Origin of the sequence: Rhodococcus sp. AQ5-07, assembly GCF_009707305.1 — a bacterium.
Taxonomy (GTDB): Bacteria; Actinomycetota; Actinomycetes; order Mycobacteriales; family Mycobacteriaceae; genus Rhodococcus_F; species Rhodococcus_F erythropolis.
This window is the reverse complement of sequence record NZ_CP046099.1, coordinates 582,100-607,929: the sequence shown is the minus strand read 5'-3', so window position 1 is coordinate 607,929 and position 25,830 is coordinate 582,100. Positions and strand designations below refer to the sequence as shown.

General features: G+C 61.5%; 24 protein-coding genes and 1 riboswitch. Of the genes, 9 read left to right on the top strand and 15 right to left on the bottom strand.

What is annotated here, in order from left to right; translation table 11 throughout:
- Window positions 1-18 precede the first annotated feature (18 nt).
- Window positions 19-858, top strand: coding sequence for a CPBP family intramembrane glutamic endopeptidase (locus tag GJB56_RS02815; RefSeq protein ID WP_031330946.1), 840 nt, complete (start codon window positions 19-21; stop codon window positions 856-858).
- 33 nt (window positions 859-891) lie between these two features.
- Window positions 892-1,782 carry a poly(ethylene terephthalate) hydrolase family protein gene (locus tag GJB56_RS02810; protein WP_060938826.1) on the top strand — a complete coding sequence of 297 codons (891 nt, stop codon included), beginning with the start codon at window positions 892-894 and terminating at the stop codon, window positions 1,780-1,782.
- Here the strand turns inward: GJB56_RS02810 and GJB56_RS02805 are convergent.
- From GJB56_RS02805 to GJB56_RS02790, 4 genes are all read right to left on the bottom strand, one after another.
- Entirely contained in the window at window positions 1,769-2,776 is a 1,008-nt protein-coding gene (locus GJB56_RS02805; RefSeq protein WP_029254964.1) for a zinc-dependent alcohol dehydrogenase family protein, read from the bottom strand. The two genes, GJB56_RS02810 and GJB56_RS02805, sit on opposite strands and share 14 nt — an antisense overlap.
- A 58-nt stretch (window positions 2,777-2,834) precedes the next feature.
- A complete protein-coding gene (locus GJB56_RS02800) occupies window positions 2,835-3,605 on the bottom strand; it encodes an SDR family oxidoreductase (protein WP_113683057.1) in 771 nt (256 codons plus the stop codon).
- 14 nt (window positions 3,606-3,619) lie between these two features.
- Window positions 3,620-3,967 carry a hypothetical protein gene (locus GJB56_RS02795; protein WP_113683058.1) on the bottom strand — a complete coding sequence of 116 codons (348 nt, stop codon included), beginning with the start codon at window positions 3,965-3,967 and terminating at the stop codon, window positions 3,620-3,622.
- Window positions 3,968-4,183: 216 nt separating this feature from the next.
- Window positions 4,184-7,471, bottom strand: coding sequence for an error-prone DNA polymerase (locus tag GJB56_RS02790; protein ID WP_070386977.1), 3,288 nt, complete (start codon window positions 7,469-7,471; stop codon window positions 4,184-4,186).
- 269 nt (window positions 7,472-7,740) lie between these two features.
- Between GJB56_RS02790 and phoA the strand changes: the two genes are divergently transcribed.
- Window positions 7,741-9,273 (top strand): alkaline phosphatase, encoded by a 1,533-nt coding sequence (gene phoA, locus GJB56_RS02785; protein WP_113683059.1) that lies wholly within the window; start codon window positions 7,741-7,743, stop codon window positions 9,271-9,273.
- Window positions 9,274-9,310: 37 nt separating this feature from the next.
- On the opposite strand, the gene GJB56_RS02780 is transcribed toward phoA, so the two are convergent.
- From GJB56_RS02780 to GJB56_RS02765, 4 genes are read right to left on the bottom strand one after another with little or no spacing between them, the layout of a single operon-like run.
- On the bottom strand, window positions 9,311-10,081 hold the full coding sequence (locus GJB56_RS02780; protein ID WP_113683060.1) for a (2Fe-2S)-binding protein: 771 nt from the start codon (window positions 10,079-10,081) through the stop codon (window positions 9,311-9,313).
- Window positions 10,078-10,911 (bottom strand): ABC transporter ATP-binding protein, encoded by an 834-nt coding sequence (locus GJB56_RS02775; RefSeq protein WP_113683061.1) that lies wholly within the window; start codon window positions 10,909-10,911, stop codon window positions 10,078-10,080. The genes GJB56_RS02780 and GJB56_RS02775 overlap by 4 nt, the downstream gene beginning before the upstream one ends.
- Window positions 10,908-11,948, bottom strand: a complete 1,041-nt coding sequence (locus tag GJB56_RS02770; protein ID WP_113683062.1) for a FecCD family ABC transporter permease — start codon at window positions 11,946-11,948, stop codon at window positions 10,908-10,910. The genes GJB56_RS02775 and GJB56_RS02770 overlap by 4 nt, the downstream gene beginning before the upstream one ends.
- Window positions 11,945-12,940 (bottom strand): ABC transporter substrate-binding protein, encoded by a 996-nt coding sequence (locus GJB56_RS02765; RefSeq protein ID WP_113683114.1) that lies wholly within the window; start codon window positions 12,938-12,940, stop codon window positions 11,945-11,947. The genes GJB56_RS02770 and GJB56_RS02765 overlap by 4 nt, the downstream gene beginning before the upstream one ends.
- Before the next feature lie 116 nt (window positions 12,941-13,056).
- Window positions 13,057-13,204, bottom strand: a riboswitch (cobalamin riboswitch).
- Between the two features lie 69 nt (window positions 13,205-13,273).
- Between GJB56_RS02765 and GJB56_RS02760 the strand changes: the two genes are divergently transcribed.
- From GJB56_RS02760 to GJB56_RS02750, 4 genes are all read left to right on the top strand, one after another.
- On the top strand, window positions 13,274-15,394 hold the full coding sequence (locus GJB56_RS02760) for an MMPL family transporter (protein ID WP_113683063.1): 2,121 nt from the start codon (window positions 13,274-13,276) through the stop codon (window positions 15,392-15,394).
- Window positions 15,395-15,523: 129 nt separating this feature from the next.
- Window positions 15,524-15,646, top strand: a complete 123-nt coding sequence (locus tag GJB56_RS31895; protein ID WP_019747629.1) for a hypothetical protein — start codon at window positions 15,524-15,526, stop codon at window positions 15,644-15,646.
- A 50-nt stretch (window positions 15,647-15,696) separates the two neighbouring features.
- Entirely contained in the window at window positions 15,697-17,691 is a 1,995-nt protein-coding gene (locus tag GJB56_RS02755; RefSeq protein ID WP_113683064.1) for an SDR family oxidoreductase, read from the top strand.
- A 52-nt stretch (window positions 17,692-17,743) separates the two neighbouring features.
- On the top strand, window positions 17,744-18,193 hold the full coding sequence (locus GJB56_RS02750) for a hypothetical protein (protein ID WP_230091124.1): 450 nt from the start codon (window positions 17,744-17,746) through the stop codon (window positions 18,191-18,193).
- A gap of 177 nt (window positions 18,194-18,370) precedes the next feature.
- On the opposite strand, the gene GJB56_RS02745 is transcribed toward GJB56_RS02750, so the two are convergent.
- The gene (locus tag GJB56_RS02745; protein WP_113683066.1) at window positions 18,371-19,489 is read right to left on the bottom strand and encodes a transposase; all 1,119 of its coding nucleotides are present in this window, start codon (window positions 19,487-19,489) and stop codon (window positions 18,371-18,373) included.
- A 156-nt stretch (window positions 19,490-19,645) separates the two neighbouring features.
- On the bottom strand, window positions 19,646-20,635 hold the full coding sequence (locus GJB56_RS02740) for a threonine ammonia-lyase (protein WP_195849577.1): 990 nt from the start codon (window positions 20,633-20,635) through the stop codon (window positions 19,646-19,648).
- A gap of 135 nt (window positions 20,636-20,770) precedes the next feature.
- Here GJB56_RS02740 and GJB56_RS02735 point away from each other — a divergent pair, with 135 nt between their 5' ends.
- On the top strand, window positions 20,771-21,631 hold the full coding sequence (locus tag GJB56_RS02735) for a LysR family transcriptional regulator (RefSeq protein ID WP_230091123.1): 861 nt from the start codon (window positions 20,771-20,773) through the stop codon (window positions 21,629-21,631).
- A gap of 25 nt (window positions 21,632-21,656) precedes the next feature.
- On the opposite strand, the gene GJB56_RS02730 is transcribed toward GJB56_RS02735, so the two are convergent.
- Window positions 21,657-22,241: a TetR/AcrR family transcriptional regulator gene (locus tag GJB56_RS02730; RefSeq protein ID WP_020969094.1), complete on the bottom strand. Its 585-nt coding sequence runs from the start codon at window positions 22,239-22,241 to the stop codon at window positions 21,657-21,659.
- A gap of 77 nt (window positions 22,242-22,318) precedes the next feature.
- Here GJB56_RS02730 and GJB56_RS02725 point away from each other — a divergent pair, with 77 nt between their 5' ends.
- Complete coding sequence (locus GJB56_RS02725) at window positions 22,319-22,933, top strand: NAD(P)H-dependent oxidoreductase (protein WP_020906960.1); 615 nt, start codon at window positions 22,319-22,321, stop codon at window positions 22,931-22,933.
- Window positions 22,934-22,947: 14 nt separating this feature from the next.
- Here the strand turns inward: GJB56_RS02725 and GJB56_RS02720 are convergent, their stop codons facing one another.
- The 4 genes from GJB56_RS02720 to GJB56_RS02705 all read right to left on the bottom strand — a co-directional run bounded on the left by GJB56_RS02720 (window position 22,948) and on the right by GJB56_RS02705 (window position 25,732).
- Window positions 22,948-23,529 (bottom strand): GNAT family N-acetyltransferase, encoded by a 582-nt coding sequence (locus GJB56_RS02720; RefSeq protein WP_070386833.1) that lies wholly within the window; start codon window positions 23,527-23,529, stop codon window positions 22,948-22,950.
- A 184-nt stretch (window positions 23,530-23,713) separates the two neighbouring features.
- Entirely contained in the window at window positions 23,714-24,616 is a 903-nt protein-coding gene (locus GJB56_RS02715; protein WP_442792703.1) for a sucrase ferredoxin, read from the bottom strand.
- 30 nt (window positions 24,617-24,646) lie between these two features.
- Complete coding sequence (locus GJB56_RS02710; RefSeq protein WP_113683068.1) at window positions 24,647-25,219, bottom strand: YdeI/OmpD-associated family protein; 573 nt, start codon at window positions 25,217-25,219, stop codon at window positions 24,647-24,649.
- Window positions 25,220-25,228: 9 nt separating this feature from the next.
- Window positions 25,229-25,732 (bottom strand): hypothetical protein, encoded by a 504-nt coding sequence (locus tag GJB56_RS02705; protein ID WP_019747618.1) that lies wholly within the window; start codon window positions 25,730-25,732, stop codon window positions 25,229-25,231.
- Window positions 25,733-25,830: the final 98 nt, after the last annotated feature.

Genomic DNA, 25,830 nt, shown 5'->3' with positions numbered 1-25,830 from the left:
AGCCTTTACGATCTGACAATGACCAATACTGTTCCCGAAAAGTCGGGTTTTTGGAGTCGACCCACTTTGTGGAAGTTGCTCCTTCTCATCGTTGCCTATTTGGTCTTCTACCTTGCCGCCGGGCAGGTGATCTCGCGTGTTTTCGCCGACCAGATCGACACGGACAACGTGGTCTCGAGTGCCTCGAGCATCATCTTCGGCGTCATGTTGCCCATCGCGATCGGTGCAGTTGCGTTGCTGATCTTCACGGTCAAGGTCGGCTGGCTCAGCAGTATCTTCGGTCCTCAACCGGTACGCGGACGCGGCTGGATGTGGATCGGGCCGATTATCGTCGTTGCCGCCATCGCTGCCCACCTGGCCGGAACCGACTGGAGCGCGTGGTCGGCCGGCGAAATCGTCTCGTTGATCGCCCTCGGTGTATGTGTCGGTCTCGCAGAGGAATTGGTCACCCGAGGTATTGCAGTGAAGATGCTTCGTGATGCCGGCCACCGAGAACGCTTCGTCGCTGTTGTGTCGTCCCTACTGTTCGCACTCATGCACACGGTGAACTTCATCGCGGGAATGGAACTGGCAACAGTCCTTGCCACCGTCGTCTACACCTTCGGATTCGGAATGTGCATGTACTTGACCATGCGCGTGACGGGCACGATCTGGGCCGCAATCGTGTTGCACGGCCTCACCGACCCCACCACCATTCTCTCGACCGGCGGGCTCGACACCTCGGTGACGACGGGTGCCAGCGGAGCCACCACGATCGCCACACTGCTCACTGTCGTGCTGGTCGCCTTCGGCGTAGTTGCCATCTTCTTCATCCGCGGCCGGGTCGGCGAAGAGCAGCCCACGCGCGTCTCGGCCTGACTGATCGCATGGGTACAAGACATACTTGTACCCATGCCTTCTCGGACCACACATTCGATCACCGTCGTGACCGCATCTTTTGTTCTGGCACTATCGGGCGCCGTCACACACGCCAGTGCGGGGGTTCCGGCCGCTCCCGAAGCCGCGACTACCGAATCCATCGCATCGGAGTCGATCAGCGATCTGTACGCAGCCCAGGGTGCGCACGAGGTGGCGGCCGACTCGGTTCCCGGATACCAATTGTTCTACCCAGCCGACTTGTCCGCTGATGGCAAGCGGCATCCCGTCATCACGTTCGGCAACGGCAGCTACGCGACGTTCGAAGAGTACGAGGCCCTCCTCCGACACTTTGCGTCGTGGGGTTTTGTTGTTGTGGTGGCCGACAGCAGTGTGACCGGCGACGGTACTGAAATCTTGGGTGCCGCTCAGTACCTCGTCGATCAGAACACCAACGCTGAGAGCATTTTTCACCAGAGGATCGATACCGACAACATCGCCTCAGTCGGACACTCCCAGGGGGCAGGTGGCGCGATCAACGCTGCAACGCAGTCGGCGAATCTGATCACCGCCACTGCGGTGCTCGACCTGCCGGACCCGTGGTGGGCTTCGCGACCTGTCGATGTCGTCGACGTGGCGAAGTTGACCGGGCCGACGTTCTTCATGACCGGCGCCGACGATCCGGTCTCCACCGCCGATCCACAAGCTGAGTACTTCGACAAAACCGCAGCACCGGCGGTCCGGGGCAGACTACTTGGCGTCGGCCACAATTGGGCCGCCGACGGCGAAGGATTCCGGGGTTACCTGACCGCGTGGCTGAGGTTCGCCCTCAGCGGCGACCAGACTGCCGGACGTGCGTTTGTCGGCGACTCGGCGGAAATCCTCACCGATCCCCACTGGGACCGGCAAGCGATCAAGGGTTTGTGATGACGATCTTGCCGTAGGCCTGCCCGGATTTCTGCTGCTCGAACGCCTCGGCAAGATTGTCCAGACGGTACGACGAATCGATGACGGGACGAAGCGCGAGGCTCTCCAGCCCTGCAACCATCTCCTCCTGATGTGCACGACTGCCCACCAGAACACCTTCGATGGTGACCTGTTTGGTCAGTAGCGAAGTCAGGTCGATCGACGACGACGGGCCGTTCATGATGCCCAGCGCGCAGATCCGGCCGCCTGGTCGGACTGCCGCCAGAGATTGACCGAGAGTGGACGGCCCGCCCACGTCGAGCACAAGGTCGATCCCGCCGCTGAGCCGCATCGCTTCCGATCCCCAGTCCGGGCGCTCACGGTAGTTGACCACGTGATCGGCACCTAGCTCGGTCAATCGAGCCATCTTGTCGGGAGCCGACGAGGTTGCGATCACCTGAGCTCCAGCAGCTTTGGCAAGCTGGACGGCAAACAGCGCTACCGTGCTGGTCCCGGGAATCAACACCGACGAACCTGGGATGATCGGGACGCCGGCAAACAATGCACGCCACGCGGACAAGCCCGCAGTGGGCAAGGTAGCGGCTTCTTCGTACGTGTAGTTTCGCGGCATCGACGTCACTGCCGATACCGGCACGGTGACGGTGTCACGGGCGAACCCGTCGACGCCGTCACCGGGTGAATTTCCGAATCCGTCGAAATCCGGTGCACCGCTGCGCCAATGCGGCAGATAGGTGCTCATCACACGGTCCCCGACCCCGAACTGTGTGACGCCGTCGCCGACGGCAACTACCTCGCCCGCTGCGTCGGACAAGAGAATGCGAGGGCCGTCGGTCGGTATCTCGCCGGTCGCCACGAGGTAGTCGTGGTGGTTGAGCGAATTCGCGCGGATCGCGATCGTCACCTCACCCGCACCTGGCCCTGGCGTCTCGATCGTCCTCGATTCGAGGTTGTTCAACCCTCCAGGCGGAAGTACGTATACAGCGCGGTTGGTCATGGTGTGGATCCTCGCACGATTGACGATTTCGGGTGACGTTCGGAAAGGGTTCCGCTGCTCAGAGGAGAGAAGCGGTGAACCCTCCGTCGAGAACCAGGCTGCTGCCGTTGCACCACGACGACTGGTCGCTCGCAAAGAACACTGCGGCGGCGGCGACTTCCTCGGTCCGGCCGTAGCGGGTTTGCTTCGTGACCATCAGGTCGTCGAAGCCGCCGGACTCGAGGCCGAGTGCGTTCTCGAAATCCTGTTGGTGACTCTTGACCAGGTCTGTGTCGATGAATCCGGGTAGCAGGGCATTGGCTCGGATTCCGTGGAAGCGAAGTTCGGCTGACAGGGTTTCGGTGAGATTGCGAACTGCTGCTTTGGCGGCGGCATAGCTACCGATCAAGGGCGACCCGGCGGTCGACGAGATCGACGAGATGTTCACGATCGAACCGCCTCCGGATGCGACGAGCGCGGGTAGCGAATGACGGACGGTCAAGAACACTCCATCGAGGTTGACCGACATGACTTTCCGCCAGTCCTCGAACGAGGTCTCGATCAGCGGAGTCGTGGTGGCGATGCCGGCGTTGGGTACTACGACGTTCAGTCCGCCGAACTCTTCGACCGCCCTGGCGACGAGATCCTTGACCTGCTGTTCGTCGGTGACATCAGTGGTGACAGCGATAGCTCCGTCGATCGAGTCCGCCACTGCCTGTGCTGCGTCACCGTTGATGTCGGAGACTACGACGCTCGCGCCCTCCGCCCCGAATGCCCGGGCAATGGCGGCGCCGATTCCGGCACCTGCGCCGGTGACAATTGCAACTTTGTTCGCGAGAAGATCGGACATGTCAGCGTTCCCCTTCAGTTCTCGGTCGGGACGTAGAAAAGCAATTCGGGTCCGGTGTCGCCGGTAGTCGCGATGGCTTCGGACATGTCGAGAGTCCCGTCGCCCAAAGCACTTCCCAACGCCTGCGCCGTGCCCGCGAGATCTTCCGTGTCGAGTTGATAGATGCTCAGGTAGCGGCGCGCGGGCAATGCATCCTCGGGCAGCAACTGCACATCCGCCAGGAAGAATCGGGAGGCGGAGACAACTCCAGGCACTCGTTCGACGACCTGCGGAATATGCACGTCGTCGTACCAGCGGTTGAACGCGTCCTCCGAAGACGGATCGGCAGGATATACGTGTGCGACGAGAATCGCTGTGCTCATGGAGTTCCTCTTCAACTCGAAGTGCTTTGGATTCAGCATGTTTGGAAGGCGACAATATTCACCAGCGAGGCCACTGGTCGTGGCCGTGCCAGGCGATTCGATGGCCGCTCAAGCGACAACCCTAGGTAGGGATTGTGACCCGCGCCATATGCTCGGAGGTCAGAGTTGAGCTCCACATTTGTCCTCTCGGCACAAAACTCCGAGCAGAATCGGGCATTAGCGAAAGTCTCGCGACTTGGCTGTGACTCGCAGATCCATCAGCTGCATCCGGTCTGCCACGACAGTGACAGCGCCTTCCGCATTTTGCACCTTTCCTCGAATAAGCAGCGCCGGCGCCGTATTTGCCAGTTTTCGGTACTTTGCCCACAACCCCACCGAACACACGACATTGACCATGCCGGTTTCGTCTTCGAGGTTGATGAACGTGACGCCCGCAGCTGTGGCCGGACGCTGCCGGTGTGTGACCGCTCCCCCTACCAGCACACGGTCGCCGTCCGGGATGTCGAGCAGCCTCGAAGCCGGCACCACGCCGAGCGCGTCGAGCTGTGGGCGAAGAAACTGTGTCGGATACGTGTCGGGAGATACTCCTGTCGCCCAGACATCCGCTGCCGCCAATTCGACGTCGCTCATGCCGGGAAGGGTGGGAGCTGTGACCGACGCACCGATACCGGGCAAGCGGTCCGGACGCTCCCCTGCCGCAGCGCCCGCAGCCCACAGCGCTTCTCTACGCGAGATGCCGAAGCTGGCAAGCGCGCCGGCAGTCGCCAACGATTCAGCTTGCGCGGTAGTCAGTTCCACCCGACCGGTCAGATCGAGAAACGACGTGAACGGTCCACCGAGGTCGCGCTGTTCGACAATTTTCTCGGCGAGCGCATCGCCGATGTTGCGCACTTCCCCCAGTCCCAGCCGAACCTCGAATCCACCTGCCTCGACGGTGGCATGCGCGAGGCTGACATTGATGTCTGCACCGTGTACCTGCACTCCGTGCCGGCGCGCATCGGCGACCAGGGACTGTGGTGAGTAGAAACCCATCGGCTGCGCTCGCAGAAGCCCGGCACAGAACGCGGCGGGGTGATGAAGCTTGAACCACGAGGAGTAGAAGACCAGTGCGGCAAAACTCTGTGAATGACTTTCCGGAAAACCGAAATTAGCGAATGCGTACAGCTTTTCGTAGATTCGGTCGGCAACCTCGTCGCCGATGCCATGTAGGTCTCGCATGCCCTGGTACAGCCTCGCTCGCAGTTGCTCCATCTTCTCGGTGGAACGTTTCGATCCCATTGCCCGACGCAATTGATCGGCCTCGGACGGCGTGAAACCCGCAACGTCGACGGCCATCTGCATCAACTGTTCCTGAAACAACGGAACCCCCAATGTGCGTTCGAGTGCCTTCTCGAGCGACGGATGGTCATAGGACACAGGTTCGAGTTTGTTGCGCCGGCGGATGTACGGATGGACTGATCCGCCTTGAATCGGCCCGGGACGGATGAGCGCGACTTCGACCACCAGGTCGTAGAAATTTCGAGGCTTCAGACGCGGCAGTGTCGCCATCTGCGCACGTGATTCCACTTGGAACACCCCTACCGAATCTGCCCGCTGCAACATCTCGTACACCGCTGTTTCCGACAGATCGAGTTGCGCCAAATCGACTGTGATGCCTTTGTGTTCGGCCACCAGATCCATCATGTAATGCAAAGCCGAGAGCATGCCGAGCCCGAGTAGATCGAACTTGACCAACCCAGCGGCAGCACAATCGTCCTTGTCCCACTGCAGGACACTGCGATTGGCCATCCGCGCCCACTCCACCGGGCAAACGTCGGCGATGGGACGATCACAGATGACCATTCCGCCGGAGTGGATACCGAGGTGCCGTGGATAGCCTTCGATCTGCGCCGCCAGTTCGAGTACCGGACGCGGAATATCGGTATCCGCATTCTTGTCGATACCACCCCACCGGCCGACCTGCTTACTCCACGCATCTTGCTGGCCCTGCGAAAAGCCAAGCGCGCGGGCCATGTCCCGCACCGACGACTTTCCTCGATAGGTGATGACATTGGCTACCTGCGCGGCATACGTACGCCCGTATTTCGCGTACACGTGCTGGATCGCCTCTTCCCGGCGATCCGACTCGATGTCCACGTCGATATCCGGTGGGCCGTCGCGCTCGGGCGCAAGAAACCGCTCGAACAGCAATTTGTTGCGAACCGGATCGACGTTGGTGATGCCGATCGCGTAACACACCGCAGAGTTCGCAGCGGAACCCCTTCCCTGACAGAGGATGTCGTTGTTCTTGCAGAACGACACGATGTCATGCACGACCAGGAAGTATCCGGGAAAGTTCAATCCCTCGATGATGGCAAGTTCATGTTCGAGCTGTTTGTATGCCTTCGGTGCACCTTCCGGGGGTCCGTAGCGTTCCAGCGCCCCGACCATGGTCAGCTCACGCAACCACGACGCCTCGGTATGCCCGGCAGGAACGTCGAACGGTGGCAATTTGGGCGCGATGAGCTTGAGATCGAAAGCGCACTCACGACCAAGATCGGCGGCACCACTGACAGCCTCGGGATAGAGCGAGAACAGCGTCGCCATCTCCGCGCCGGACCGCAGGTGTGCTCCGCCGGTCGGAGCCAACCATCCAGCTGCCTCATCCAAGCTTTGACGCGCCCGCACAGCTGCCATTGCCATGGCGAGGCGTCGACGCGGAGGAGCGGCGAAGTGTGCGGCGGTGGTCGCCACCGTACGTAGTCCACGTTCTCTCGCCAGTTCTGCAAGAACGGCATTGCGCTCGTCGTCCTCCGCCAACCCATGATGAGTGAGCTCCACCGACACTCGCTCCGCCCCGAAACGCTCGACCAGATCCTGCAAGGCCTCCGCCGCGGCTTCGCGACCACCCGACGTCAAGGCTTGCCGCACATGACCTTTGCGGCACCCGGTCAGGATCTGCCAGTGCCCACCGGCGGCTTCGGTCAGCGCGTCGTAGTTGTACTGCAGTTTGCCCTTCTCACCGCCCGCCAGATGTGCGGCGGCTATCTCCCGCGAAAGACGGCGATATCCTTCCTGCCCACGGGCAAGTACCAGAAGATGCGTTCCACCGGGATCTGCCGTCCCAGTTCTGGGTACCGAATCGAGCGACAACTCGGCCCCGAACACGGTCCGCATTCCCCATTCACGCGCAGCCTCCGCAAACCTCACCACGCCGTAGAACCCGTCGTGATCGGTGACGGCAATCGCCTCGAGCCCGAGACGCACAGCTTCCTCGACCAGTTCTTCCGGCGGTGATGCGCCGTCGAGGAAGCTGAAGGCCGAGTGAGCGTGCAGTTCTGCGTAAGGAACCACGCCGGTGCCACGAGTGAGTTCGCCTGCGTGATACTCGCCGCGCTTTCGTGACCAGGCGGGACTGTCACTTCCGTCGCCCGGGAACAAATCCTCGTGTTCCACGCGGCCTGGCCGTCCGGACAGCACCCGTTCCATCTCGGACCACGTCGGCGGCCCATTTCCCCAACCCACACTGACCTCGCACCTGATCGAGCCGGCCGTCACGGGACGACCGACTGCTCGAGGATGCCGAAAGGGAAGACGCACCACATGCATCGAACTGATGTTCGATACAGATTCAGTCTGACAGGTCACTCACCCGCAGTCAACAGAGCGAATCTCAACCCTCACCGTCTCGTCACATTCAGATGTACGCATGTCTGCACTCCGTTCACTTTGGCCCCAGATCATTAGCGGCGTTCATAATCTCCATCCATACTGTTTCCAGGAGTACTACTCGTATGTCGTTCTCGCGCAACACACGTAGGTTGACGGCCGTCGCCGGCGCCGTCGCCGTTCTGGCCGCCGCCGGCTGCAGCAACAGTGCCGACGAGGCAACAGGTTCGAACGGCACGACCGTCGATCGCGCCGCGACCGGCGAACTGTCCTCGAACGGTGGTGCTCGCCGCATCGACGGTGATCAGTCGGCCGCAGTGCGTGACGCCGTCAACGCGTCCGGCGCGAAGAACGTCATCCTCCTGATCGGGGACGGCATGGGCGACTCGGAGATCACCGCCGCGCGCAACTACGCCGAGGGTGCTGCTGGCAGCTTCGCCGGCCTCGACGCCCTGCCGATCACCGGCCAGTACACGCACTACGCACTGACCAAGGACGGCAAGCCCGACTACGTCACCGACTCCGCTGCCAGTGGATCGGCATGGTCCACCGGCACCAAGACCTACAACGGCGCGATTTCCGTCGACATCAAGGGGCAGGCCCAGTCGACCGTCCTCGAGATCGCCAAGGCGAACGGCAAGGCCACCGGCAACGTCTCCACCGCCGAGGTGCAGGACGCCACCCCCGCAGTGCAGGTCGCGCACGTGAGCGGCCGCAAGTGCTACGGACCCGAGGCGACGTCCAAGTCCTGCCCGGAGAACGCCATCGAGAACGGCGGCAAGGGATCGATCAGCGAACAGCTCCTCGACACCCGCGCCGACGTCACCTTTGCCGGCGGCGCCAAGTCCTTCGCTGAAACCGCGAAAGCCGGTGACTGGCAGGGCAAGACCCTCAACGAGCAAGCTGCCGCTCGTGGCTACCAGCTGGTGAAGAATGCCGCCGAGATGAACGAGGTCGGCAAGGCCGATCAGGACGCACCCGTGCTCGGGCTGTTCGCCGACGGCAACATGCCCGTCCGCTGGGAAGGCTCTGTCGCCACCCGCGACGGTTACCTGCAGCCCGCCGAGACCTGCATCGACAACCCCAAGCGAACCTCCGACGTACCGAAGCTCGCGGACATGACGCAGAAGGCAATCGACCTACTGAAGGTCAACGACAACGGATTCTTCCTCCAGGTCGAAGGTGCCTCGATCGACAAGCAAGATCACGCAGCCAACGCGTGCGGTCAGATCGGTGAAACCGTCGACCTCGACGAAGCTGTGCAGAAGGCACTCGAATTTGCGAAGACCGACGGAGAAACCCTGGTCATCGTCACAGCCGACCACGCTCACACCAGCCAGATCGTCACCAACGTCAGCGCAGACGACATCGCCACCATCGCCAAGGACCAGAACATCCCGGTCGAGCGCGCCCAGGAAATCGTCTACCCCGGTCTGACCCGCAAGCTGACCACGAAGGACGGCTCGGAGATGACGATCAGCTACGGAACGTCCGAAGATCCGGCCGTCGAATCCGAAGGGCATACCGGAACTCAGTTGCGCGTAGCAGCTTTCGGCCCGCACGCGGCCAATGTCAGCGGCCTCACGGACCAGACCGATCTGTTCTTCACGATGACCGACGCGCTGGGACTCGACCGTTCCAAGGTCGCAGCTCACTGACCTGACCAAACCCGACCCGGTAAAAGCTTGGGTCCAGTCACACCAGAGCAGCCAAGGCGCGCACCCGATCTTCGGGTGCGCGCTTCGGGCAACTGGTGCACTTGCCTTCACCGGGCACCTCGTAGATCAGGCAGCACGATGCCCGCTGCGTGAATCTGCGTCGCCCGGATGCCACCGGTGTCAACGGATTAGAAACGCGCACAACACTTTCATTGCGGCCGACATCGACGAAACGCGGGACGGGAATGCCCGGGTTCTCACCGCGGAGACCATCGATCAGGCCGGCAGCAAATGCACTTCCGCGCTCCCTCGCGCTACCGGCGGCGTCGAGGCTGCGATTGGCGATGGAGTCCGTCGCGATCGCCCACAGCGCCTGCTGCCGAACGCCGGACACCTCGGCGAGTACCTCGATCACGGGACTGAGTGAGCGGAGCATCGCGTGGCCCAACTCCGCCACACTCCGCGCGATCGGAATGACCGATCCGGCAGCAAACCCGCCCAGATAGCCGTTGTCACGCAAGAAGATCCGCCCACCGTTCAACGATGGATCGGCCGCGAACCCGGTGACCATTCCGGTTCCGATCGGAATGCCAGTCAGCGTAGAACTGGCCGAGTACCACCACAACGTGCCGTTCACTCGGCTGTCCGAACTCCCCCATCGCTCGGCCGTATCGGCGACACGTGCTGCCAACCACTGGGGGTCGGTCATCAACACCGCGGGCACCGTATCCGGATACGCGCTCAGGTTGTCGAAGAACGGCACAGCTAATGCCATACGGGCGTAGACCCCGGCTACCGATTCCGTCATGCCAGCCCCAATATCTCCATCCACGGACGTACTCCGCGTTCGACTCGCGCCTTGATGCCGAAAACCTCGGCCAACAACGGCTCGTCCAACACCTCGACCGTAGACCCACACGCGCGGAGTTCACCTTCGGTGAGCACGGCAAGGTTGTCGCAGTACTCGACTGCCAACCGTAGATCGTGCATCGTGACCACAACCGCGAGCCCCGCCGACGCAAGTTCGGCGAGCAATTCCATCACGATCAACTGGTGACGAAGATCGAGATGATTGGTCGGCTCGTCCAACAACAGAACCTTGGGCTCCTGAGCCAATGCGCGCGCTATCGAGACACGTTGCCGCTCACCACCCGACAGGGTGGACACGTCGCGTCCGGCAAGCTCGACCAAACCAACCTGCTCGATGCACCGGTCCACGATGGCGGTATCTCGCTCAGTGCTTCGGTCCAACCAGCTACGGTGCGGAGTTCGTCCGAGCGCGATCGATTCACGAACCGAAAGTCCTGCCGAGACAGTAGGTTCCTGGACGCTCGCCGAGATGGTTTTGGCGATGTCCTTACGCGAGAGCGTCGTCGAGTCGGCTTGATCGATCAGAACTGCGCCACCTGTCGGAGTCAAAGCGTTGTAGCAGCAGCGCAGCGCCGTCGTCTTGCCACTGCCGTTGGGTCCGACCAAGCCCAATATTTCACCGGACGTCACCGCGAAAGTGATGCCGCGCAGGACTTCGCGGTTGCCAAGCCGCGCCCGGGTCTCGACGAGTTCGAGCAGAGGCGCAGCTTCGGCGTCCTTCGGGAGTGTCTCTGTTCTGGCCTGTGTCACTGTTCTGGCCTGTGTCACTGTTCGAGCCTCCGATACTGCCGGTAGAGCATCCAGACGAAGATCGGTGCACCCACGAGGGCGGTGATCACTCCGACCGGAACTTCGGTGGATTGTGCCACCGAGCGCGCAGCGGTATCCGCGGCAACCATCGCGACGGCGCCCAGAAGGGCTGCAGCAGGGAGCAGTCGAATTGCTCTGGTGCCGACGATGAAACCGGCCAGATGTGGGATCAGGAGGCCGATGAATCCGATTCCACCGGCAACGCTGACTGCCGCGCCCGCCAGTACGGAGACCGCAAGCAAGGACAACACACGGAACCGTCGGACGTTCATACCGAGGGCAGCAGCCCCGTCGTCACCGGTCTGCAAGACGTCCATCCACCGCGAACTGAACAGAAGGGCGGTACCGACGACGACCAGCGTGATCGACGGGAAGATCAGCGTCGACCATCGCGCATCACCGAATCCGCCGGCAATCCAGTGCATCACCGACGTCACGTGCCGATCATCGGCCAACACCAGGATGCAAAAGGTGATGAGTGCCGAGAATATCTGGGCGAGCGCGACACCCACCAAAATGATCGCGGTCGGCTGCGGATACCGGCCGCCGATCAGCAGTGCGAGAAACAACGGGATCATCGCCCCGACGAATGCTGCGACCGGAATCGTGAAAACCCCGAGGAGGCCGGCGCCGAAACCCAGCACCGACACGAGCACGACCATGAATCCCGCACCCGACGAAACTCCGAGCAGATACGGGTCGGCAAGAGGATTCCGTGTGACAGCCTGAGCAACAGCACCCGACATCGCCAAGGACGCACCCACCACCGCAGCCGTCAGGGCGCGCGGTAGGCGAGAATCGATCACGATCGACTCCCGCGCCGCGGTCCACCACGTCTCGAAAGTCCCTGGTGCCAAACGGGCTCCGACTATCGCCCAGACGTCACCGACAGGGATGCGAACCGATCCGAAGGAGACAGCCAACCCCAGTACGATCGCCAAGGCGACCAACAAGGCGACAAGCAGGGCGCCGTACCCGTAACGCGTGCGGGTCACTTTGCCGCGTCAGCGCCCGGATGGAAGGCTGTTGCGATGGTCTGTGCCGAACGCACCAACCGTGAACTCTCGAACAGGTCTGCGAGAGGAACCACGACGAACCGGTTCTGCTGCACAGCAGGGGTGGTCGCCATCAACGGCTGGGCACGGAGGAAGTCGATCTTCTGGTCGGCCGTCTTGTCGCCGTAGTCGATGACCACGATCGCCTGGGGTGCACGCTCGGCAACAGCTTCCCACGATGCGTCGATGTAGGGCTTTGTCCCTTCGGCGAAGATGTTCGACACGCCGGAGTATTCCGCGACCAATTGACCGACGCCGACTCCGCCGATAGTCGTCGGAACCTGGTCACCACTGCCGTAGAAGAAGGTCGGTACCGGCGCCGCGTCCCCGACCGAAGCGCGGACGGAATCGAGACCATCGCTGATCTCCTCTGCGACCTCGCGGGCGGAATCTTCAACGCCCAGGACTCGACCGAGTTGCGTGTAGTCGTTCTCGAGCAATCCGATGTCAGGGAAACCGGTGCCACAGTATTCGGAGAACAAGAAGGTGTTGATTCCGCGCTCGCCGAAAGCGTCTCGGGAACGGCCTTGCTTCTCGTTGAAGGCACTGGTCATTCCTCCGACCACGAAGTCCGGATCGACGTCGAGGACCTGCTCCATGCTGGGGAACGTATCGGAGAGGCTGGGAATCTTGTTGAATTGATCGGCGGTCTCCGCAGTTGGCGGGTTGTCGCTGTACGCCCGACCGACGATCCGGTCACCCGCACCGATTTCGATGAGCGCCTCGGTGACATGCCCGTTCAAGGACACGATGCGCTGCGGCGGCGAGTCGAAGGTCATCTCTCGATCGCAGTTGGTCACGGACACAGGCTGTGCGAAGGATTCCGCAGCAGACGCGGACTCTGATTCCTGGCCTTTGGAACAACCTGCCGAAACCAAGGCGACCGCGATGAGAACGGCGGCGGCGCGGGACGGGGAGAACTGAAGTGACACGGGGACCTCGTAAGGGCTCTGAGCCACGAATGAGAATCCGACAGACAACTCCGCCCGCACACTGATACTCGGCCAGAGCTCCTGCTGGACTTCCTTTTCGTAGACCACGACGAATGGATGTCGCACACCGCGCGGTGGGTAATCGGGCTTGCCGACGCTCGGTGACTACCGAGAATCGACCTACCGTTGCGGGTCAGCGCCGGATTCGGACCGGCTTCCCCCACACGCGTGGCTTGCAAGTGCTTCGAGCAGTATGCATGACGTTTCCGATTCAAGACCAAACGCCCACTACAGTCGATCTGGCCAGACGCCCCCACACACCGGAGTTGATACATGACACGCTGGGCCCAAACCGTCGTCGCCCGGAAATGGTGGGTACTGAGCCTCGCGGTTCTGATAGTTCTCATCAGTGGGGTGTGGGGACTCGGAGTGTTCGGCAAGCTCAGCCAGGGCGGCTTCATCGATCCGGGCAGCGACTCCGCGAAGGTTGCGGACATCATCGAAGACAATCTCGGACCGCAGACCCCGGACATCATCGCGATCTACTCACCCACAGACGGTAAGACCCTCGACGACATCGGGCCGGCAGTGACGGCCGCCGTCGACCAGTTCAAAACGGAAGTGCCGACCGCGTCGGTGAAGTCGTATTGGGGAACAGACGCCGCGGCCAAGGCCAGCCTGCTCTCGAACGACGGATCCATGGCGGCCGTTGCGATCACGTTGGCACCGGACTCGGGCGTCACACCGGCCACTTTCGCCGATCTCTTGCCGAAGCTCGAAGTTGAAGGTGCCGAGGCACAATTCGCGGGCAATACCGTCGTCGGTGTTGCCTTCAACACCAAGCTCGAGAAGGATCTGGTGGTCGCCGAAGCCATCGCCATTCCGATCACTCTGGTGCTGTTGGTCTTCATCTTCGGCGGCATCGTCGCTGCGGCGGTTCCGGTATTCGTGGGTGTACTCAGTGTCTTGAGCGCCTTGGCGGTTCTGCGAATCCTCACGTTGATCACCGATGTGTCCTCGTTCTCGATCAACGTCGCTTCTCTTCTCGGGTTGGGACTTGCAATCGACTACGGACTGTTCGTGGTCGGTCGGTTCCGTGAAGAACTGAATTCGGGCTCGGACCCGGGAGCGGCTGCGCAGCGGACAGTTCTGACCGCGGGTCGCACCGTCATGTTCTCGGGTCTGCTGCTGATCTGCGCGTTCAGCGGCATGCTCGTTTTCCCGCAGGCCGTCATCCGGTCTTTGGGTTTCGGTGCGATCGCAGCAGTACTGAGCGCGGCAGTTCTGTCGCTGACCGCTGTGCCTGCGCTGCTTGCCATTCTGGGGCATCGCATCAACGCCCTGACGTGGCGCAAGGATGCGGCGCAACGCGGCGAGGAACGCTCGCGCAAGTTCTGGGGCCGCGTCGTCACGTGGGTGATGAAGCGTCCGGTCGCGGTCTCGGTGACGATCGTGGCCGTGCTGCTCGTGATGGCCTCGCCGCTGCTCGGTGCCCGTTTGGGAGAACTCTCGTACACCGCACTCCCGGACAACGACCCCGCTCGCGTCGCAATGGACACGTTGGTCAACGACTTCCCGCAGACCGGCAACGGCGCGACGATGATCCTTCAGGCCGAGGACGGGAACACTCTCACCCCGGCCGAAGGTGCAGCGATCGCCGAGTCCGCCGGTCAGGTCGAGGGCATCGGTCAGGCGACCGTCGTCGCGAGCACCAATCAACTCATCGCGGTTCAGGCTCTCTACAGCGAGGGCTCTACATCCCAATCACAGAGCACCGCAGTGACAGATCTGCGTGCGATCTCCGCTCCTGACGGAACAGTGCTGCTTGTCGGTGGCGGTCAAGCCATGGTCGACGACGGCAACAACGCCGTCCTGCACTGGTTGCCGGTGATGATCCTCATCATGGTCGGATCCACCTTGATCCTGTTGTTCCTCGCGTTCGGTTCGGTGGTCCTGCCCATCAAGGCGGTACTGATGGCCGCGCTTAGCCTCGCGACCACCTTCGGTGTCCTCACCTTCGTCTTCCAGGACGGTCACGGCGTCGAACTCCTCGGGGTCAGTCAAACTCCGCTGGAGGCGACGTTCGTCGTGCTCATCCTGGCGGTGGTGTTCGGATTGTCCACGGACTACGAGGTTTTCCTGATGTCCCGGATGGTCGAGGCCAAGAACGCGGGAGCGACGACGGAGGAAGCAGTCAAGTTCGGAACCGAACGCACCGGCCGAATCGTGACGGCCGCCGCCCTACTCCTGATCGTGGTGACGGGGGCATTCGCGATGTCCGGGTTGTCGGTGATGAAGTTCCTGGGCGTCGGCATGATCGTCGCGCTGATCGTCGACGCGACCATCATCCGCATGTTGCTCGTGCCCTCGCTCGTGAAGTTGATGGGCGAAGCGAACTGGTGGGCTCCGGCCTGGATGAAAAAAGTTCACGCGAAGGTCGGCATCGGCCACTGATTTCGGGCCACTGATCACGCACTAGTGGATTTCCCTGATCGGGCAGTCGTCCTCGAGGATGACTGCCCGATCGCCTAAATCGCTCCGCAGGGCGATGTTCTCCGAAGCTGATTTCGTCAGACTTGGAGCATGACAATTTTCGAATGGATCCTTGCAATCCCCGCTCTTGCACTTGCCGTCGCGTTCCTGTTTTCCGGAATCATCACTGCGGGCATCGACTTCGACACCGAGGATGGCGTCATGACGCATTGATGTCCGGTTCCCTCTAGCCGTCGATCTTACTTTGGAGTAAGTTACCGACCATGGCCACATACATCGTCACTGGCGGCACCGGGTTCCTCGGACGAGCTGTACTACCGCTCCTGCTCGAGCATGATGAAACTGCTCAGATCCACGTGCTGGTCAGAGCGGGTTCTGTCGCAAAACTCGAAGCACAGGTGTCGGCAATTCCCGGCGGCGATCGAGTGCATCCGCTCGTTGGCGATCTGACCGAGCCCGAGCTGGGCATCGACTCTCCCCCGCCGGCCGACCACGTCCTTCACCTCGGCGCGATCTACGACATCACGGCCGGAGACGAGCAGGCTTCGACGAATGTCGAGGGCACACGCTCCGTGGTCGAACTTGCTGCGAAACTGGGAGCCACCCTTCATCACGTGTCATCGGTCGCAGTCGCAGGCGACTATCCGGGCACGTTCAGCGAGACCGATTTCGATTGCGGCCAAGGCTTTCCGACGCCGTACCACCGAACCAAGTTCGAGGCCGAGAAGCTCGTTCGAGAACGAGAAGACCTCACCTGGCGTGTTTATCGGCCGTCTGCCGTGGTCGGCAACTCCGTCACCGGAGAGATGGACAAGATCGACGGACCGTATTACTTGTTCCCAGGTCTGGCGCTACTCGCGAAACTACCTGCAGCACTACCTGTCCCGATCCCCAACCTCGGGGCAACCAACGTGGTGCCGGTCGATTATGTGGCCGCTGCCCTCGTCGAGTTGATGCATGTGCCCGGCCGTGACGGCGAAGCATTCCATCTCGTCAATCCGAAACCTCAACCGGTACGCGAAATCTATGCCGGCCTCGCCAAGGCCGCCGGAGCACCGCGGCCCGCGCTCAGCCTGCCGGGCGTGATCGCCAAACCCTTTGTCTCGCCATTGCCGATGGACTCGGCAGAATCGGCACGAAAAGTCTTCCTCGATCGCATCGGCATGCCTGCGGCGTTGCTCGACAACATGACGATGGCGCCGACCTTCACCTCCGAGAGAACCGTTGCCGCCCTCGCCGGATCAGGCCTGACGGTCCCCGAGTTCGGCTCCTACTCGACGGTCTTGTGGAAGTACTGGCGCGCAAACCTCGATCCCAATCGCGCACGTCGCAACCATCCCGAAGGACCACTGGTCGGTCGGATAGTCCTGATCACCGGTGGCTCGTCCGGAATCGGCAAGGCCTCTGCCATCGCCGCCGCCCAGAAAGGCGCCACAGTTCTCCTGATCGCACGCCGCACCGACGAACTCGATGCCGCGGTACAGGAGATTCGATCAACCGGAGGCAAAGCGTTCGGTTATCCCTGCGACATCACCGACGACGAGTCGGTCCAGCACACGATCAAAAGCATTCTGACAGAACATGATCACGTGGACATGTTGGTGAACAACGCCGGCCGATCCATTCGGCGCGGCATTTACCATTCCACGGATCGTTTCCACGACTACGAACGAACGATGGCCGTGAACTACTTCGGCGCTGTGCGATTGGTGCTCGCATTGTTGCCCACCATGCGTTCTCGCCGCTTCGGTCACATCGTGAACATCAGCAGCGCGGGAGTCCAGGCGGCAACCCCTAGATTCTCGGCCTACGTGGCGAGCAAGGCCGCCCTCGACGGTTTCTCCGACGTAGCTGCCTCCGAAACCCTGGCGGACGGAATCACTTTCACGACCATCCACATGCCGCTGGTCGAAACGCCGATGATCGCTCCGACCGGCGAATACAACAACGGCCCGATCACCAGCCCGGAAAAGGCTGCGGCAATGGTGATCCGCGCGCTGATCGAACGCCCCAAGCGCATCGACGTGCCACTGGGCACTCTGGGTGATCTGGGAACCTTGTTCGCACCGCACACCAAGGACCGGATTCTCAACCAGATGTACCAGGCCTTCCCTGACTCCCCGGCGGCAAAGGGGCAGGTAGACAAAGAAACTCCGTCAGACGTTTCGGCAACACCGTCGCGTCAGCGCCATTCACGCTCGCGCATCCGCAAACTCGGCCGACGCGCCGCCCGACTCGTGCCCGGAACGCACTGGTGACCGGTGGTGTGACTTCGCCTCGTAGCGTGTTGGCCACCGCAAGGGATCTGCAGTGCTAGTCATCAGAATCTATCCTGACCATGGCCATCCCAGTTCACTATGGCCGTCGAAGGAATTGATTGTCGTCCCGCCGCAACGGTTCCCGCAGGCATACGTTCTCCCGAGCCAAATGGGGATCGACGACGAACTCGGAGAGAAGATACTGGCGTGGACTGATCGCTTCCAAAAGTTCTTTGTGACCGAGATCGACGGCTTCGCGATGCGACCGAGGTGGCGTCCAGGGATCAACGTTTTCGACTGGTACGACGAGGGCTATCGGATCGTGGGCGAACTTCGCGCACGGTTTCCGGACGTGCACGTCAAACCTGAATTTGCCCAGTACGTCTTTTCGGTCAACGAGCGTCGGGAAAGCATGGGGCTTGTGCCGGTCAGCCTTCCGAACGAACCCAAGGCCGGGCATATAAGCATCACTGAACTCCTGCACCCCAAGGGTCCGGAATAGTTGGCGCTGCATGAGCAACCAGACGCAGCCCGGAGCCAAGTGCAGTAGGTCAGCCGCGGACAGCACCTGGTCGCACAATGCTTCTGGCCGAAATACCCTTGGCTACGGCGATGTCGAGTGGGTCGGATCCAGGTGGGCCGCCACATTCCGTGCGGGTGTACGGCGATGGTCAGACGATCAAACGCTGTGCCCTATCCAGCGCTCGTACTCGTCGGCTGGTGCCAGCTTCGGAAAGAACTCACGGCGCAGGTCGGCAATGAGTTGCACATAGTTGTGCCCATCGGCAATTGCCGCAGTCCGCAGTCCGTTGAAAGCGGCCGACAATGGTTCTTCCATGTTGGCATCGACCAACGCGCGGTGGGCGACGAGAGCAATCGTCGCGTGTTTCTCTCCGGTGTCGTCTGTGGTCCACATTTCGATGCGCGATTCCGCCAGAAAAGTGTCCCAAACATTCGCACCGGTCCTACTGTCGAACGGGTACGGCAGTGGATCGCCGTTGTCCAACGCGTCGAGACCGGCCCGGATCCATTCGATCTCGACGATTCCGGCGATCGTGTACGCCCGGCGCGCTGACCATGCCGCGATTCGCCGCAGCTTTGGCCCTCGGCAACGAACCATCGCATCAACAAGCATCCTGTCGTGGCCCGCAAACTCTTTGGCATATGGCTGGCCTCGCAGTTTGTCGGTGGGTGGGCGTCCTCCCCATCGGATTGCCTCCTCTTTGGCCCACGTCGCCATCTGCTCGTAGCCGTACTTCAGGTAGAGGGTCGCATCTCCTGCCGGATCAGGATCCCAGAAGTTGCGAACCTTGTGAGTGACAATCTCCTGGTCCCAAGCGGCATCGGTTTTGTGAAGTCTTCGCATGGCAGCGGGATAGGTAGCCTTCCACACCTGCAGCAAGTAGGACTCCACGGGTTCTGTCACTGTGAGATCCCAGTTGCTGTCGCGGCCAAGGCCAGAAACACGGAATGTGTGCAGTCCCTTGCCGATTGACACTCGCGTGAAGTCCGACGAGAGCTCTCCATCCATGGTGACAACCCGGACAGGTTTGCTGATTTTGATCGTCGCTTCCTCTATTACCTCCCACACCGCAGATGGATCGAGTTCTCTTGGTACGTAGTCCAATACCTCGACGGTTAACGCGACCGGCCCATACGCGATACCGGTCAGGATCGTGACAAAATTTGGGCCTACTTCCATTGCACTGCCCGTTTCCAACGGTTCGTAGGTTTCGGCGTCCCTCGATCCGACAACGAACTGATGGTGATCGACAACAGCAACCCCGGACTGTTTCATATCTGGGAACCTATCGCAAAAGTTCGCGACGCGATTTGTGCGCAGTGCCGTGCACCTTGAAGACCGGCGTGATGCGATATCCGGACGAGTTTGACGCGAGAACAGCTTCGCGCGTCAGTTCCCTGCCACTACACATTCTTCCGATCGTGTTATCGATTAGCTGACGACCCTGCGGATCTCGCTCTCGGAGGCATTGGCGCCCGTGCAGACAACAGCAACGCGCTTGTCCGCGAAGGTGTTCGGATGTGCGTAGACCGCAGCAAGTGCGGCCGCACCGGCGCCCTCACTCAAAGTGTGTGCGTCGAAAAGGAGAGCCCGCTGCGCGAGGGTGATGTCATCGTCCGTGACGAGCAAGAAACCACCTAGCCGTTCTCGCATGACGCGTTGAGTCAATGCGAATCCGGCCCCGGTCGCGAGCCCTTCGACACGAGTGGCGTTCGGGCGCTCGACACAGGTGCCGGAAGTCCACGAGTCGTGCGCCGCTCGTGCGGCCTCCGACTGCACCGCGAACACCTCCAGGTGCGGTGCAAGCGCACTGGCGACGAGGCAAGCGGCCGCCGCACCACTGCCACCACCGACTGGGACGACCACGGCGTCCAGATCTGGCTGCTGCTCGACGAGTTCGACGTACGCCGTGGCAACACCGGCGAGGATTGCCGGCTCATTGGCGGCGCTGACGAGACGCAGGCCGTCACGTTCGCTGATGCAGTCTGCGTGAGCGCGTGCCTCGTCGAAGTTTGCGCCGTGCTCGATGAGCTCGGCCCCAAGCATGCGGACAGCGTGAGCCTTGACCGGATTCGCCCCAGCCGGCATCACAATTACGCACCGCACGCCCGCATCCGCTGCGGCATACGCCAGGGACTGAGCATGATTTCCCGTCGAGTAGCCGATGATGCCTCGGGCCCGCGTCGGCTCATCGAGTCCAGCCACCAGGTTCAGTCCACCGCGAACCTTGAACGCACCTGTGGGTTGCACGTTCTCATGTTTGACGAACAACTGGCTGCACGAGCCCGCTCCCAAGGTCGGGTGCGATATCAGGGGCGTGACCGGTAGGTGGCGTCGGACAACCTGACTTGCACGCTGAATGTCCGCCCAAGTGGGTGGTTGTAGCCCGGTTGTTGCCGCGAGATCAGGTGCCTGTGCCATGTGGATCACCCTGTCAAACACTGATTCATAGGTCCAATACATGTTTTCGTCGAAAGCATCGAAATCCTCTATGATTTCGTCATGCTCGATCTAATTCGGCTTAGGGTCTTGGTCGCTGTCGCGCAGGAAGGATCGGTGACAGCCGCCGCCGATTCGCTCGGTTACGCGCAGCCCTCCATCAGTCACCACCTTCGACAGCTCGAATCGGAAGTCGGAGTTCCGCTGTTCCAGCGAGCCGGTCGTGGGCTTCGTCTGACGGATGCCGGTGCGGTACTGGTTCGGCGCGCCACGGAAATTCTCGGTCACGTCGACGCTGCCGTAGCCGAAGTCGAAACGTACGCGGGACTGAGGGCGGGGCGGGTACGACTTGCCGCATTCCCGTCAGCCCTGGCGAGTTTGATTCCGCAGGCGATGGCAGCGTTCACATCCCAGTACCCCGACGTGTCCATCAGCCTCGTTGATGCAGAACCACCCAAAGCACTTGCAATGCTTCGTAACAACGACGTCGACGTAGCTGTCGTTTTCGCACACGCGGATACCCCGGATGTGGGGCTGAAGCACGTCACCCTAACGACGTTGCTGGACGATCCGTTGTACCTGATCACCTCTGCGCGGAATGCAGATGCCGCCAACGAGATCACGGACTACGCCAGTGAGACCTGGATTGCAGGCTGTCCGAGCTGCCGCGCCCACCTTCTCACCGCCTGCAATCGAGCTGGGTTCGTTCCACGGATCGAGTTCGAGACCGACGACTACGTCGCGGTCCAAGCGCTGGTCGCCTCCGGAAGCGGAGTCAGCACCCTTCCCGCCCTCGCTCTCCATGCACATCAGAACCCGGGTATCCGCGCACACCGCATTCGCGGCGAGCGACGCACTGTCTCCGTCGCAACCTTCGGGAAACCTCCGCTCGCTCCTGCCATTGACGCGTTCGTCAGCACCCTGGCGGCGACATCCGACTCCGTGCGTGAGCGGTTCGAATTGGATGGGCACCTGTAGGCGATGAGATCACGGCTGCACCGCACTACCCAGTCAGTGATGGCCTGCCGACAACCGCGACGATCAGCGCGGCAAGTTCACCTTTGGCGTCCTCGGGCGAGAGCACTCCGACTACCGCCGCGTGCGAGAGGGCCTCTGCAGCACCGAATATCGCAGTCATCGATGATTGTCCAAGCCCGTCGGCACTGAAAGGAGCCAGCACCTCGCGACAACGCTCTGAATAGGCGCGTTCCGACTCGCGCTTGACCTGCTCCAGCTCGGGCGAGCCCTCCAGCGCTGCAAGCACTCCCGTCAGTTCACGCCCCTGTGCCAGTGAACATCCGACATAGGAGTCGGCGATGGCATTCGCCCGCCCGTTCACAGACTCCTCCGCAGCTTCGAGGTATTCCCCGAGCATCACCGTCTGACGATCGTCGAATTCCTTGAAGAGGGCCGCCAACAGCGCAGCGCGGGAGGCGAAATGGCTGTAGACGACCGGCTTTGCAACGCCGGCACGTTCAGCCAACCGGCCGAGGGTCAGCGCATCCGCGCCCTCCTCTCGCACCAGTGCCCACGACACCTCCACGAGTTGTTCGTACCTGTCGGCTCGCGACAGTCTCGTTCGTGCCATCGGACACCTCCTTGCGCTATATACCAATAGTAACCTACTCTTAGTACATAAGCGCACCATCTACCGAAGGAACGCTCATGACCACACTCGTCGTAGTCTCCCACTCCGATCCACAGTCACTTACCCAGCATGTCGCCCGTTCTACCGCCGACGCGATCCGCGACCTGGGCGGCGATGTCGACATCGCGGACCTACATGCCGAGAATTTCGATCCCCGATTCTCCAAAGCCGATGTGAACCTGTTCCGCGGCAAGGGGACTCCCCCGGCCGACGTTGTAGCCGAGCAGGACCGAATCGATCGAGCAGACGATCTGATTCTCGTGTTTCCGATGTACTGGTGGTCGATGCCCGCACTACTCAAAGGTTGGATCGATCGAGTCTTCGTCAGCGGATGGGCGTACGAGTTCACCCCGGGAAGCGAATTCGTGAAGAAACTGGACCGACTCACGGTCCACCTGATCCCTGTCGCGGGTGACGACGCGGAAAGTTTCGAACGCCACGGTGTGTACGAGGCCTTCCAGACACAGATCGAGCGCGGCATCATCGAATACTGCGGTGCCACACTGGGATCGACAACATTCGTTCACGAGTCGGACACGAAGCGCCGCGATACCCTCGCCGCAGAAATCCAAGACCTCAGCGAAAGCATCGCTGCCCGTGTCGCCTACCCTGCGACCGTGGCTTCCCGTTGACGGTCAGACATCGGTCAACTGACGCTCGACCGGCCCGTGACTGCCCAGTAGCGAAGCGTATCCCCCGTGTGACCGAGGTTGCGCGACAACTGATCAGCTGGGCGCACGCTGTCGAGTAGACCACCACACCCTTCGATTGCCTTACGTGAACCCGCGTTCGTTTCGTCGCAGGTAATCAGGACGCGACTGAGCCCCACCGGGTCGCCTGCATACGTGAGCACCTCCCGCAGAGCAGCCGACGCTAAACCTTTCCGGCGTTCCGACGGCCTGACCCCATAGCCGATGTGACCACCGACATCGGCCAAGAACTCATTCAAGCTGTGCCGCAACTGGATAGCGCCGAGGTACCTGCCGTCTCGAACGATCCACCAGTTGGTTGCCGGGACAATGTCGGGCCCCGGCACTGCCTCTGGCTGCGCCAACAACTCCTGCACCCACTGCCCGAATCCATCCCGGGAGGCAAGATCGAGATCTAGACGTTGCGCAACTCCCAGTGCCGAGCCGGGCTGATCCGCCTGCGGTCCGCCCCACTCGTCACGCGACTCCAACCAGGACACCCACAAGGCCTCGTCAGGTGCAACCAGATCGACAGTCATAGCTGCGATGCTACTTCGCACCTGCAACGGTGCCGCTATTCCCCCGAACCGCCGCTGCCTAAGTCCCGAATCCGCTTGTCACGCCAGCAGACTGTGGATCTGATGGAGTCCGTATCCTCTGCGCCACCTGCCGGCCCATGTGATCGCATTCATCGAGACTGATCGTATGGAACCGACGAGGGAATCACAGTTCTCGAATCGACGTGACGACAACTGGCCTGACCGGTTTGGGTGCCGCGCCGCAACTCGGTGGACGCGGCGCGAGTTCGGAGACTGCCGTCTCCACGGCCCATCGCCGGCCGTCCACATGTGCGACGACGGATGTCCCGTCACTGGCCTGCTCGATGACAGCCAAGTCGTCGATTCCGCAGCTTATTTGTTGTCGTACGGCAATTTCCGAAGCCTGCCCCGCAGGAGACCAGCAACTCCGTCCACGCAGGCCTGGCAAATGGACCTGATCTCGGGAAGCCACCTCCACGGCCGTGACACTCTCACCAGCGGACAGACGGCCGTACGTATTGCCGCTCGGCAGCAGGATCATCGACGGCGCAAATCGGTGCCCGCCAGTATGCGAACACTCCCACACCTGGGGTCCGAAGGACGACATCAGCGCTGCGGCAATCGGCCTGCCGAACACAGCGCAGCATTGGTCACGCTTACCGTGCGCACAAACCAAGACGACTGGCTCGTCCACCGAGTCGCCCAATCCTGGTGGAGGGCCGTCGAGTAGCGCGAAATCGATGTCGAGCAGATCAGCCGGTGAATCGATGCGCAACCGTTCGCACCACGAGTCGCTCGGATCGGAGCGCGCGAGCAAGACCGTGTGCCCATCAGTCAGCGGATCGGTGCGGCCTGGTCGCCGAATGAACATGATTCGTACGTCGGCAGCATCAGCTCGCCGACTCAGCTCGGCGGCAAGCTCCTCCCCCAAGGCCGTACCGTCCAGCACGTCACGGCCCCAAGCGGCATTGAATTCGAGGCATACCCAACCCCGCACGACGGCAGCGCTGCCTGCCAACGGTTCGTCAACAGCAGACAGCGCGGAACAGGTCTCGGCTTCGATCACGAGCCCTATTGTGTCAGCCACGTTGAAAGTCGATCAGCCATCCCAGTCAGCTCAGTAGAATTTCTTGCCCTCCGCGAGTTGGTTCACGAACTTCTCGATCCGCCTGGCGCGTGTCTCCGGACGCTTTGCCTCCTGCAGTCGGTACGCGATGGTGAATCGATTCGTGGAATTGAGCGTCGCGTAGAACTCGCGAGCCTTCGGGTTTTCCGCAAGCGCATCGAGAAAGTCCTTCGGGACCTCGGCCTTGGCTGCTCCCTCGTACGCGCGATCCCAGCGACCGTCGGCCTTGGCCTTCTCTATCTCAGCGATGCCGGATGGCTCGAGAAGTCCCGCAGCGTCAAGGCGGGCGACTATCTCGACGTTGCGTTTGGACCACGGACTCCGCGCAGTGCGACGCGAAAACTTCTGCACGAAAAAATCGTCGTCGATTCGCCGGGAGAGGCTGTCGATCCAGCCGAAGCACAGGGCAACGTCCAACGCTTGGTCGTAGTCGATCGAACTGTGTGACGAGGTCTTCTTGGCCATTCTCAGCCAAAGCCCGGGGACCGCCTCGTGGTTCTCGCACAGCCATCGACGGAACTCTTCTCCGTCAGCGAAGTATTCGGTACCGAGTTCGACTGCCATCAGTGCTCCTCATTTTCGCGATACCCATACTCTGACAAAACCCTGCGACAAATATCCGAAAGTTCCGAGTGCGAGTACCCATTTGGCAATACTGACCGTCGAGGCGGCGCGAACCCTCGAGTCGGTGATGCTGTCGCGATGATCGAGGAAATGGAGGCCGACCACGTTCTCGACATAATCGCCCGCCGCCGACAGCACCGGCGCTACGGCAAGCGCACGCCGAGTTGCGGCCGAAAGGGGAACCCGCTCTCCGAGCCGCTTGCCTGCGGACCGCAAAGCCATCGCGTAGATCGCGGGATGTACGAAGTCCGGGTAGTAGTGACTACGAAATCGCGCCGTGGCCTCCGCATCCATGGAGTCCAAGATCTCGAGGTACCGACGAGCGGAAAACGCCGTCTGCACTTCCAATACCTTAGGAGCCACCGGCCCGAGTAAACGCGCAATGTTTGCTTGTGAGACAACAAAAGCGGTGGTCCACAGTGCCATCGCCTTCGCGGAGCCGGTTGGTGCCATGCCACGATCGTGCCATCTTCGAACAACAGAACGGGATGACCCGACGGAAAAGCTCCACAAAATATGCGTGAGGTTGTAAAAAGCGGGCATCCCGTATC